Here is a 10,580-nt window from a genome sequence, read left to right as displayed (position 1 = left end):
ACCGCGGCCGCGACGGGAGCCGGCACACGCGCCAGAGCGGCGGCAGCCGCCGCTGCCGCACGGCTATCTGGCGGCCCATAGCGTGGAAAAGAGTTTCGGCGCCCGCAAGGTGGTCCGCGGCGCCAGCCTGTTCGTCCGGCGCGGTGAGGCGGTTGGGCTGCTCGGCCCGAACGGCGCCGGCAAGACCACGATTTTCTACATGATCACCGGCCTCATCAAAGCCGATGCCGGCAAGATCGAACTCGACGGCAACGACGTCACGCCGCTGCCCATGTACCAGCGCGCACGGCTCGGCATCGGCTATCTGCCGCAGGAAGCTTCGATCTTCCGCGGCCTCAATGTCGAGGAGAATATCCGTTCGGTGCTGGAAGTGGTCGAGCCCGATGCGCGCCGCCGCGAACGCGATCTCGATGCGCTGCTGGACGAGTTCAATATCACCCGCCTGCGCAAGTCACCCTCGATCGCCCTGTCCGGCGGCGAGCGCCGCCGCGTCGAAATCGCCCGCGCGCTGGCCAGCCGCCCGAGCTACATGCTGCTCGACGAGCCGTTCGCGGGCATCGATCCGATTGCGGTCGGAGACATCCAGCAACTGGTCAAGCACCTGACCTATCGCGGGATCGGCGTGCTGATCACCGACCACAATGTCAGAGAGACGCTGGGCCTGACCGATCGTGCCTACATCATCTACTCAGGCGAAGTCCTGATGGAGGGCCGGGCAGAGGATATTGTGAATAACCCGGATGTCCGGCGGCTGTATCTGGGCGAGGAATTCCGCCTGTAAGTTGCGCTCAGGTAACGATTGCCTGTTTTTTGGGCATTTCCTCCAAAAGCCAGGGCAGGGGGTACCGCGCCGTGCGCCTATTTTCCACATGCACAAATCGTGCCGCTGGGGTAGGAATCGCCCATGGCACTGACTACTCGCCTCGAATTCCGCCAGAGCCAGGCGCTCGTCATGACGCCGCAGCTGATGCAGGCCATCAAGCTGTTGCAGCTCTCCAACCTTGACCTCGTCGCCTATGTCGAAGAGGAACTCGAAAAAAACCCCCTGCTCGAGCGCGCCAGCGACGACGAGGCGCCGCCGGTTCTCCAAGACGGGCCGGACGGCGATGCTGCCGGTTCAAGCACCGAAGCGGATGGGCCGCGGGAATGGCTTGGCGATGACCTCGCGACCAGCCGTACCGAAATCGAGCAGGATCTTGGAACCCGGCTTGATAACGTTTTCCCCGACGACGGCTCCGCCACCGTCGCTTCGGCGCGGTCCGAGGATGCGACCGCCGCGCAGTCGGAATGGGCCAGTGTGGGGACCGGCGGCCGCGATGACGGCGACTACAATCTCGAAGCTTTCGTTTCAACCGAGCGCACGCTTGCCGATCACCTGGCCGAGCAACTGGCGCTCTCGGTCACCGATCCGGTGCAGCGGATGATCGGGCAGCACCTGATCGATCTGGTCGACGATGCCGGCTATATCTCCGGCGATCTCACAGCGGTCGCCGAAAAGCTCGGCGCCGATCTTGCCGAAGTCGAAACCGTCCTTGCAATTTTGCAGGGTTTCGAGCCTGCCGGCATCTGCGCCCGCAATCTGACCGAGTGCCTGTCGATCCAGCTCAGGGAGCTCAATCGCTACGATCCCGCCATGCAGGCGCTGCTGTCGCGGCTCGACCTCCTGGCCAAGCGGGATTTTGCCAGTCTGCGCAAGCTGTGCGGGGTCGGCGACGAAGACCTGGTGGACATGGTGGCCGAGATCAAGCGGCTCAATCCCAAGCCGGGCCTTGCCTTCGGATCGACGAACGTTCAGCCGATCGTGCCGGACGTCTTCGTGCGGGCGGCGCCGGACGGCTCGTTCCATGTTGAGCTGAATTCCGACACGCTGCCGAAAATCCTTTTGAACCAGAGCTATCACGCGCGGGTGTCGAAAACGGCGGCGACGCCGACCGACAAGGCGTACCTCGCCGAGAAACTGCAATCGGCGACATGGCTGATCCGCGCGCTCGATCAGCGCGCGCGGACCATCCTCAAGGTTTCCACCGAAATCGTGAAGCAGCAGGACGCGTTCTTCGCGCACGGCGTCCAGCATTTGCGGCCGCTCAACCTGAAGACCATCGCGGACGCAATTTCGATGCACGAATCCACCGTGTCGCGCGTCACCGCCAATAAGTACATGGCGACGGCGCGCGGAATCTTCGAACTGAAGTATTTCTTTACGTCGGCCATTCCCGCTGCCAATGGCGGCGAGGCCCATTCGGCGGAAGCCGTGCGTCACAGGATCAAGCATCTCATCGATGCGGAGGCGCCCGATGATATTCTTTCGGACGACACGATCGTGGAGAAATTGCGTGAAGCCGGCATCGACATTGCGCGCCGCACCGTGGCGAAGTATCGCGAAGGCATGCGGATCGCCTCGTCCGTGCAGCGACGGCGCGAGAAGCAGGCTGCGATTGTTGGCCGCTGAATGGACCCGCCGGGGCGGATCGCGCCTCCGGCAGAACCTTCCCGTAACCCCGGGGGAACCGCAAAAATGCATGATCCCCAAGTCGGCGCGAGGCCATTGACGGGGCAGGGGGCGGTCCTTATGGTCCGCCGCTCTTTATCCCCGACAACTCAGACACGACCTCATCACCCGGCGGATTCGCGGACCGTTTCCAATGGCGCTTAACGATATTGTGGCCCTGAATGCCGTGATCCCGGCGCTCAAGGTCAATGGAAAGAAGCAGGCGATTCAGGAAATCGCGTCGCGCGCCGCCGAACTGAGCGGGCTCAGCGAGCGCACGATTTTCGAGTCGCTGTTGCAGCGCGAGAAACTCGGCTCCACCGGCATTGGTCACGGCATCGCGATTCCACATGGCAAATTGCCGAAGCTCGACCGGCTGTTCGGATTGTTCGCACGGCTCGAGCGTCCGATCGATTTCGAATCGCTCGACGGTCAGCCGGTCGATCTGATCTTTCTTCTGCTTGCGCCCGAAGGCGCCGGCGCCGATCATCTCAAGGCGCTGGCGCGCGTTGCGCGCTTGCTGCGCGATCCGGATACGGCGAACAAATTGCGCGAGTCGCGTGACGCCGATGCGATCTACGCGGTGCTGACCATGACGCCGTCGCAGGCGGCATAACGCTTCGCGTCGCGCATCTTTCTTGGCTCAGGCGCAACACAAGGCTTGCGCTTGCGTCAATGCACGCTCAGCGCCTCGAGCTTTTCATTCTGCGCATTGGCGATGGCGGATTCGCGCGTATCGGTGACCAGAATCGGCGTGCCGTCGGCCGCATAGAGAACGAACACATCGCGGCCGGGCGCGAGCAGCGGCGCGTCGGGACAGAAAAAGCCGACATCCTCCGAGCGCGCCACCCGCACATAGGCCAGGCGGCGCCAGGCATATGTCGCAACGTCACGGGCGGACATCGAGGCGACAGCGGGGGTGCGATGGATCGATGCGGACATGACGCGGCTCCTTTATCCATTCGACGGACGGGCGGCCGCGGCGGTTCAAGGCCCGTTTCACATCCCGGTGAATGGGCAGACGCCAGCGCGCAAAAAAAGCCGCGGCGGGCAAGCGCCCGGCCGCGGCCCTGCATTGTTGCTTTTGCCGCCTCGTCAGTGGACGCTGACGGCCTCCAGTTCGTTGGTCCAGGCATTGGCGACGGCGGCTTCCCGCGTGTCGGTCAGCATGATCGGCGTGCCGTCGGCGGCGTGGAGTGCAAAAAGCTGCATTCCGGGCTGCATCTGCGGCGCCTGCGGATAAAGCTCATGCACGTTGTCGGATTTGATCGGCTTCACATACGCGATCTTGCCTCCGCCCAGCACGGCAAAGGCCTGAGTCGACATGATCGGCTTTTCGGTGTGTTCGTTGGTCATGTCTGTTACTCCTTCAGTCTCTCAAGTACCCCCAGGGTCCGATGGTTCCGTGTGCCGGTCGCATAGTCCGGGTGTCACCCGGATATATGGTCATTCGTGCGGGGTAATCGAGATGGTCCGCACGACGCGCGCGGGTTCAGGGCGCGCCAGGTCGATCGACAGCAGGCCGTGCTTCAGGTCGGCCCGAAGCACCTCCATCCCGTCGGCCAGCACGAAGGTGCGCTGGAACTGGCGGGCGGCGATGCCGCGGTGGATGAACTGCCGCGTCTTGTCCTCGGTCTGGCGGCCGCGGATGACGAGCTGGTTCTCCTCGACATTCACCTCGAGCTGGTCGAGGGTGAAGCCGGCCACGGCGAGCGTGATGCGCAGACGTTCGGGGCTCCGGTCGTCACGCGCAAGGCGCTCGATATTGTAGGGGGGATATCCGTCCGCCGCCTTGGTGACACGGTCGAGCACGCGCTCGATCTCGTCGAAACCCAGAAGGAACGGGCTGGACAACGAAGGCATTCGGGACATCTCAAAGTCCTTTCCAGCGACTTTGACACGGGGCCCAAAGAGGCACCCCCTCTCGCCCCGGCGGACCCGCCGGGAACGTGCCCCTTATATGGGCAGGAATTTGGCCCCCGCAAGCGGCCGGGAAGGCGCGCACAGCTTTCAGAAGCTATTGATTGGCCTGCACGAACTGGCCTGGCACCTGGTTGCCGCGGCGGACCGCGCCGCGTCAGTTGCCATCGAAACCTTGAAAACCACGTGTTCGGAAGACACCTCTGGCTCGATTGCGTCGATCTAACCGCGGTTTTAGCCGATTTTCGTTCGCATACGCCTTCGGAGTTAAGAACCTGCCCCCGTGGACACGTGATGGCCACGCAGCGCTCGCCCTCGGCGCTCAATCCGCGCTGACAGGAGAGGGGACAGACCCGCGATGCCTTCGCGCACGGCATCGAGCGCGTCTTCAGTGGCCGCCGTCACGTCGAGCTGTGATCCGGCGTGGCGGTTGAAGCCCTCCAGTCCGCGCTGGGAATTGGTGCCCCAGCTTCCGTCGATGGGAGCTGAGAGAGCAGCCGACGCGTCGCGGTTTGCTGACCGTGGTTGGGAGGCGAATGAGGTGCCGGCCGGGCCGTCAGGCCGCAAAAACTGGTGGAGCCAGGCGGGATCGAACCGCCGACCTCTTGCATGCCATGCAAGCGCTCTCCCAGCTGAGCTATGGCCCCGTAACAGCGTGACCCGCCCGCAGCGGGTTGCGGGCGGATAGCCTACCTTCGAGGGAGGATCAAGTCTCCTCGTCCTTCTCGATGCCGTCGCCGATGATGTCGGTGACGTCTTCGTCGCTCTCTTCATCGTCCTCGATGAAGGTAGAATCGTCGTCGCCGCCATCGTCCTCGACTTCGACCTCGATGTCATCGTCGACCGTGTCCGGCAAATCGACCTTTTTGCCTTGGGCCTCGGCATCGGCGTCTTCCAGCGACACGAACTCGGCGCCGACGTCGGCGGTCTCGAGTTCGGGCTCGGCTTCGGCCTTGGTGTCCACGCGCCCACGCCCGGTTGCCACCGGGGCGATCGGCACGACCTCGCCGGTATACGGCGAGATCACCGGATCCTTGTTCAGGTCGTAAAATTTGCGGCCGGTCACCGGACAGACGCGCTTGGTACCGAGCTCTGGCTTTGCCACAGTCGCAGGATCCCTGAAGCGTTTTCGATTGAGCGGCTGAATTGGCGGGTCAGGCGACCGCTGTCAATACTGATTATCGTCGATTTTTCAGGTTTTGCGACCGGGCCGGATGACGCCGGAAAGGCCCCCATGCTAGGAGGGCGCGCCTTTTCGCCGGATTGACTGTCTTGAGCCATTCGCTGCCCCCGATGCCGCTGTCGTCGCGCCGCTCGCCCGCATTGACGGGCCGCATCCGTGTTCCCGGCGACAAGTCGATCTCGCACCGCGCGCTGATCCTGTCGGCGATGACGGTCGGCGAGAGCCGCATCACGGGCCTGCTCGAAGGCGAGGACGTCATCAACACCGCCAAGGTCATGCGCGCCCTGGGCGCCACCGTGACGCGGACCGGCGACGGGGCCTGGTCGGTGCAGGGTGTTGGCGTCGGCGGCTTTGCGGCGCCGGCGGCACCGCTCGATTTCGGCAATTCCGGTACCGGGTGCCGCCTCGTAATGGGAGCGGTCGCCGGTTGTCCGGTCACGGCGGTTTTCGATGGCGATGCGTCGCTGCGCAAGCGCCCGATGCAGCGCGTGCTCGATCCGCTGAAGAAGATCGGGGCCCGCGTGCTTGACGTAGCGGAGGGCGGACGGCTGCCGCTGACCTTGCAAGGCGCGCGCGACCCGATCCCGATCGATTATGCGCCGCCAGTGGCCTCCGCTCAGCTTAAATCGGCGGTGCTGCTTGCGGGACTGGCTGCGCCCGGCGAGACCACGGTGAGCGAGAAAGAAGCCACCCGCGATCACACCGAGAAGATGCTGATCCATTTCGGGGCAGAAGTACGGGTCGAGCCGCTCGGCGAACATGGACGCCGTGTCACGGTGAAAGGCCGGCCTGAACTTTCGCCCGCGGCGGTTCAGGTGCCGGCCGATCCGTCCTCTGCGGCGTTTCCGCTGGCCGCGGCGCTGATCGTGCCGGGTTCCGCGATCGTGCTCGAAGGCGTGATGATGAATCCGCTGCGCACGGGCCTTTTTCTGACGCTGCGCGAAATGGGCGCCTATATCGAGACGCTGTCGGCATCGAACGAAGGCGGCGAAGAGATGGCCGATCTGCGCGTGCAGGCATCGCCCCTGCGCGGCGTCGATGTGCCGGCGGAACGCGCGCCTTCGATGATCGACGAATACCCGATCCTTGCGGTTCTGGCTTCCTTTGCCGAGGGCACGACCCGCATGCGCGGCCTTGCCGAATTGCGGGTCAAGGAGTCCGACCGTCTCGCCGCGACCGCGGACATGCTGCGGGCGAACGGCGTTGCGGTCGAGATCGAGGGAGACGATCTGATCGTGCATGGACGCGGACGTGCGCCAGGCGGCGGCTTGGTCGCGACGCATATGGATCACCGGCTGGCCATGTCGGCTCTGGTCATGGGGCTTGCGAGCGACAAGCCGGTTTCGGTCGACGATGCCGCGTTCATCGCGACGAGCTTCCCCGGCTTCGTCGAATTGATGCGCGGGCTGGGGGCGGAGCTTTCGTGAGTAAAATCGCGGATTTACTGGTACAAAAGGATCCTGACGTCTATATGTGAAGATGATCGCTATGAGGTGCGCCAATGTCCGACATCGTTGTCACCCCTCTCAAACGTCCAAAAGATGGACGGGCCAGGAAGACTGGCTCGGTTCGCGAAAAGCGATTGGTGAACAGCCGAGGCAAGACCGTGCGGGTTCTCTCCTTGGACGCAAATAGCGCGACCTTTATCGACGACCTCACGCTTGTCTTTGAGAAAAACGTTGCCAAGGCTCGGCGCGAAAACAAGCGGGTCGTGGGTTCTGCCGACGGTTCAGGAAAGTAAGTGCCCGACCTAGAGCGGCCGACCTTTTGGATCGTCGCCGGTCCTAACGGGTCGGGTAAGAGCAGTCTTTACGGCAACACCGACATTGAAGCGTTCGATCAATCAGTGTGGATCATCAATCCTGATCTGCTGACGAAACGCATTCAGGAAGTCGAACGCCTGTCGCTTACCGAAGCCAATGTGCAGGCTGTAACTCGCATTGAGGCATGGCTGGAGACGTCAATAAAAGCGCATCAAACCGTGGGCGTCGAAACCGTGCTGTCCACGGCCAAATATCGCCGGCTGGTTACAGCGGCGAAGGAAAGGAAATTCGAGTTTCGGCTGCTTTACGTGATGCTTAGGGAGCCCGACCTGAACGTGCAACGCGTGCGATTGCGTGTCATCAAGGGTGGTCACGACGTGCCGGAGGCGAAGATCAGGAGCGTTGGGTGAAGTCGCTTGAGCAACTGCCTTGGTTTCTGGATCAAGCTGATCAGGCAGCCATTTTCGATAATTCCGGCTCCGTGCCTCACCTGATTGGCCACAAGCTGCAAGGCAAGATATCGATTGATCCGGATGCGCCGCTCGCGTTGCGTCGCGTGCTTGGACTGCAACCGGACGCACAATAATGATCATCGCCATCGACGGGCCGGCGGCTTCCGGCAAGGGCACAATCGCCAAGCGTGTCGCCGCTCATTACGGTTTCAAGCATCTGGACAGTGGCCTCTTGTATCGCGGCGTCGGCTTTGCGGTGCTCAGCGCCGGCAAGTTGAACGACCCCGCGGCAGCGGTTGCTGCGGCGCAAGGATACGATCCCGGACGCTTTGCCGAGGACGACCTGAAGTCCGACGCGGTGGCGCAGGCTGCCTCGATCGTCGCCGCCATACCCCAGGTCCGCGAAGCGCTAATCGCACTGCAACATGACTTCGCCCGGTGGAAGCCCGGCGTCGTCATCGACGGCCGCGATATCGGCACCGTGATCGCTCCGCAGGCAGAGGTTAAGATTTTCGTAACCGCGACTCCGGAGGAGCGCGCCCGCCGGCGCATTCTGGAATTGCGGGGTCGAGGCGAAAGCGTCGACGACGCGGGCGTCCTTGCCGACATCAAAGCCCGCGACGCGCGCGACTCCAGCCGCGCGGTTGCGCCGCTGCGTCAGGCCGAGGATGCGGTCTTGCTGGATACGACGCATTTGGATATACCCAGCGCCGTCCGGGCCGCCATCGACATTGTCGAGGCCGTTCGAGCGGGCCGAAGGTCGGCCTAACCGCCCTTCGTCGTTGGAGGAACAGCCCGCTCCGCCGCCTCTTCCGGAGGCCCAGGACAGGTCCTTTTGGACAAAGCCATCATCGTTCCGGTCGAACGGCATATCGCGCCGACCCGCTGCTTCGCGGCGGTGCCAAAGGTCTTGCGGGGCCTTTGGCCCGTGCGTCCGGAACATCGTTTTATCGAACAGGCGCCCGCAAACAGGAGAGTTCATGGCCCAAACTGCAGCCAATCCGTCGCGTGAGGATTTTGCCGCGATGCTTGAGGAGTCCTTCACCCAGGGAAACCTGCATGAAGGCTCGGTGATCAAGGGGAAGGTCGTCGGCATCGAAAAGGACGTCGCGATCATCGACGTCGGACTGAAGACCGAAGGCCGCGTCCAGCTGCGCGAATTCACCGGACCCGGCCGCGGCAACGAGATCAAGGTCGGCGACGAGGTCGAGGTTTACCTGGAGCGTGTCGAGAATGCGCTCGGTGAAGCGGTCCTCTCGCGCGACAAGGCGCGCCGCGAGGAGAGCTGGGGCAAGCTCGAAGCCGCATTCAAGAATCAGGAAAAGGTTCAGGGTGTCATCTTCAACCAGGTCAAGGGTGGCTTCACGGTCGATCTCGACGGCGCCGTCGCCTTCCTGCCGCGCTCGCAGGTCGATATCCGTCCGATCCGCGACGTCACGCCGCTGATGAACAACCCGCAGCAATTCCAGATCCTGAAGATGGATCGCCGCCGCGGCAATATCGTCGTGTCGCGCCGCACCGTGCTGGAAGAGACCAGGGCCGAGCAGCGTCAGGAGCTTGTGCAGAACCTCGAAGAGGGCCAGGTCATCGACGGCGTGGTGAAGAACATCACCGATTATGGCGCCTTCGTCGATCTCGGCGGCATCGACGGCCTCCTGCATGTCACCGACATTGCGTGGCGTCGCGTCAACCACCCGACCGAGGTGCTCAATATCGGCCAGTCGGTGAAGGTGAAGATCATCAAGATCAACCACGATACCCACCGCATCTCGCTCGGCATGAAACAGCTGCTCGACGATCCGTGGCAGGGCATCGAGGCCAAGTATCCGATCAACGGCAAGTTCACCGGCCGCGTCACCAACATCACCGATTACGGTGCGTTCGTGGAACTGGAGCCCGGCATCGAGGGCCTGATCCACGTGTCCGAGATGTCCTGGACCAAGAAGAACGTGCATCCGGGCAAGATCGTCTCGACCTCGCAGGAAGTCGAAGTGCAGATTCTGGAAGTCGATCCGGTCAAGCGCCGCATCTCGCTCGGTCTGAAGCAGACCATGCGCAATCCCTGGGAGGTCTTCGTCGAAAAGCATCCGCCCGGATCGATCGTCGAGGGCGAGGTCAAGAACAAGACCGAGTTCGGCCTGTTCCTCGGCCTCGATGGCGACGTCGATGGCATGGTCCATCTGTCGGATCTCGACTGGAAGCGTCCGGGCGAGCAGGTGATCGAAGACTACAAGAAGGGCGACATCGTCAGGGCGACGGTGCTCGACGTCGATGTCGAGAAGGAGCGGATCTCGCTCGGCGTCAAGCAGCTCGCGGGCGACCCGATGGAAGAGGGCGCGGCCGGCGAACTGAAGAAGGGCGACGTCGTGACCTGCGAGGTCATCGACGTCAAGGAGGGCGGCATCGATGTGAAGATCGCCGGCACCGATCTCGAGACCTTCATCCGGCGCGCCGACCTCGCCCGCGACCGCGGCGACCAGCGCTCGGAACGCTTCCAGGTCGGTCAGAAGGTCGACGCCCGCGTCACCCAGTTCGACCGCAAGACCCGCAAGGTCCAGGTGTCGATTAAGGCGCTGGAAGTGCAGGAAGAGAAGGAGGCCATCGCGCAATACGGCTCCTCGGATTCCGGCGCGACCCTCGGCGACATTCTCGGCACCGCGCTCAAGCGTGCGGGCGACAAGGAGAAGGCGGAGTAAGTTCCGCCTGCCCCGTCAGGTCCGGCGCAACACCGGATATGATGCTGACCATAAAATGCGAACCCCCGGCCCCCGCGC

At 63.3% G+C, this 10,580-nt stretch carries 13 protein-coding genes and 1 tRNA gene; 9 read left to right on the top strand and 5 right to left on the bottom strand.

Annotated features, from left to right (window positions below):
* The 3 genes from lptB to ptsN form a co-directional block, all read left to right on the top strand.
* Positions 1–781, top strand: a 781-nt coding sequence (gene lptB / locus ACK41X_RS12505; protein WP_409723495.1) for an LPS export ABC transporter ATP-binding protein, incomplete at its 5' end; no start/stop codon positions are given.
* Between the two features lie 123 nt (positions 782–904).
* Positions 905–2,449, top strand: a complete 1,545-nt coding sequence (gene rpoN, locus ACK41X_RS12500) for an RNA polymerase factor sigma-54 (RefSeq protein WP_409723492.1) — start codon at positions 905–907, stop codon at positions 2,447–2,449.
* A gap of 193 nt (positions 2,450–2,642) precedes the next feature.
* A complete protein-coding gene (gene ptsN, locus ACK41X_RS12495; RefSeq protein ID WP_409723489.1) occupies positions 2,643–3,104 on the top strand; it encodes a PTS IIA-like nitrogen regulatory protein PtsN in 462 nt (153 codons plus the stop codon).
* Between the two features lie 56 nt (positions 3,105–3,160).
* Here ptsN and ACK41X_RS12490 read toward each other — a convergent pair whose 3' ends face one another.
* From ACK41X_RS12490 to ACK41X_RS12470, 5 genes are all read right to left on the bottom strand, one after another.
* Positions 3,161–3,430 carry a DUF1150 family protein gene (locus tag ACK41X_RS12490; protein WP_409723486.1) on the bottom strand — a complete coding sequence of 90 codons (270 nt, stop codon included), beginning with the start codon at positions 3,428–3,430 and terminating at the stop codon, positions 3,161–3,163.
* Positions 3,431–3,583: 153 nt separating this feature from the next.
* Positions 3,584–3,844 carry a DUF1150 family protein gene (locus tag ACK41X_RS12485; protein WP_409723483.1) on the bottom strand — a complete coding sequence of 87 codons (261 nt, stop codon included), beginning with the start codon at positions 3,842–3,844 and terminating at the stop codon, positions 3,584–3,586.
* 90 nt (positions 3,845–3,934) lie between these two features.
* Positions 3,935–4,360 (bottom strand): Hsp20 family protein, encoded by a 426-nt coding sequence (locus ACK41X_RS12480; RefSeq protein ID WP_409723480.1) that lies wholly within the window; start codon positions 4,358–4,360, stop codon positions 3,935–3,937.
* A gap of 619 nt (positions 4,361–4,979) precedes the next feature.
* Positions 4,980–5,055: transfer RNA gene (locus ACK41X_RS12475), tRNA-Ala, on the bottom strand.
* A gap of 59 nt (positions 5,056–5,114) precedes the next feature.
* The gene (locus ACK41X_RS12470; RefSeq protein WP_409723477.1) at positions 5,115–5,513 is read right to left on the bottom strand and encodes a TIGR02300 family protein; all 399 of its coding nucleotides are present in this window, start codon (positions 5,511–5,513) and stop codon (positions 5,115–5,117) included.
* A gap of 167 nt (positions 5,514–5,680) precedes the next feature.
* Between ACK41X_RS12470 and aroA the strand changes: the two genes are divergently transcribed.
* The 6 genes from aroA to rpsA all read left to right on the top strand — a co-directional run bounded on the left by aroA (position 5,681) and on the right by rpsA (position 10,502).
* The gene (aroA, locus tag ACK41X_RS12465) at positions 5,681–7,018 is read left to right on the top strand and encodes a 3-phosphoshikimate 1-carboxyvinyltransferase (protein ID WP_409723474.1); all 1,338 of its coding nucleotides are present in this window, start codon (positions 5,681–5,683) and stop codon (positions 7,016–7,018) included.
* Between the two features lie 74 nt (positions 7,019–7,092).
* Positions 7,093–7,332, top strand: a complete 240-nt coding sequence (locus tag ACK41X_RS12460; RefSeq protein WP_409723471.1) for a hypothetical protein — start codon at positions 7,093–7,095, stop codon at positions 7,330–7,332.
* Positions 7,333–7,764, top strand: coding sequence for an AAA family ATPase (locus ACK41X_RS12455; RefSeq protein WP_409723468.1), 432 nt, complete (start codon positions 7,333–7,335; stop codon positions 7,762–7,764). It abuts the gene before it with no gap.
* The gene (locus tag ACK41X_RS12450) at positions 7,761–7,940 is read left to right on the top strand and encodes a hypothetical protein (protein WP_409723465.1); all 180 of its coding nucleotides are present in this window, start codon (positions 7,761–7,763) and stop codon (positions 7,938–7,940) included. Before ACK41X_RS12455 ends, ACK41X_RS12450 begins: the two co-directional genes overlap by 4 nt.
* Positions 7,940–8,575, top strand: a complete 636-nt coding sequence (gene cmk / locus ACK41X_RS12445) for a (d)CMP kinase (RefSeq protein ID WP_409723462.1) — start codon at positions 7,940–7,942, stop codon at positions 8,573–8,575. Before ACK41X_RS12450 ends, cmk begins: the two co-directional genes overlap by 1 nt.
* Before the next feature lie 211 nt (positions 8,576–8,786).
* Positions 8,787–10,502: a 30S ribosomal protein S1 gene (gene rpsA / locus ACK41X_RS12440; RefSeq protein ID WP_409723459.1), complete on the top strand. Its 1,716-nt coding sequence runs from the start codon at positions 8,787–8,789 to the stop codon at positions 10,500–10,502.
* Positions 10,503–10,580: the final 78 nt, after the last annotated feature.

The organism is Pseudorhodoplanes sp., assembly GCF_046289595.1.
In the GTDB taxonomy this organism is placed as follows: Bacteria; Pseudomonadota; Alphaproteobacteria; order Rhizobiales; family Xanthobacteraceae; genus Pseudorhodoplanes.
Note: the sequence above shows the minus strand (reverse complement) of the source record. Positions and strands in the feature narration are given on the sequence as shown.

What these genes read in the sequence shown, in the direction of transcription:
- ACK41X_RS12485 (WP_409723483.1), bottom strand. Translation starts at nt 3,844, where the DNA reads ATGACCAACGAACACACCGAAAAGCCGATCATGTCGACTCAGGCCTTT.
- ptsN (WP_409723489.1), top strand. Translation starts at nt 2,643, where the DNA reads ATGGCGCTTAACGATATTGTGGCCCTGAATGCCGTGATCCCGGCGCTC.
- rpsA (WP_409723459.1), top strand. Translation starts at nt 8,787, where the DNA reads ATGGCCCAAACTGCAGCCAATCCGTCGCGTGAGGATTTTGCCGCGATG.
- rpoN (WP_409723492.1), top strand. Translation starts at nt 905, where the DNA reads ATGGCACTGACTACTCGCCTCGAATTCCGCCAGAGCCAGGCGCTCGTC.
- ACK41X_RS12480 (WP_409723480.1), bottom strand. Translation starts at nt 4,360, where the DNA reads ATGTCCCGAATGCCTTCGTTGTCCAGCCCGTTCCTTCTGGGTTTCGAC.
- ACK41X_RS12490 (WP_409723486.1), bottom strand. Translation starts at nt 3,430, where the DNA reads ATGTCCGCATCGATCCATCGCACCCCCGCTGTCGCCTCGATGTCCGCC.
- ACK41X_RS12460 (WP_409723471.1), top strand. Translation starts at nt 7,093, where the DNA reads ATGTCCGACATCGTTGTCACCCCTCTCAAACGTCCAAAAGATGGACGG.
- cmk (WP_409723462.1), top strand. Translation starts at nt 7,940, where the DNA reads ATGATCATCGCCATCGACGGGCCGGCGGCTTCCGGCAAGGGCACAATC.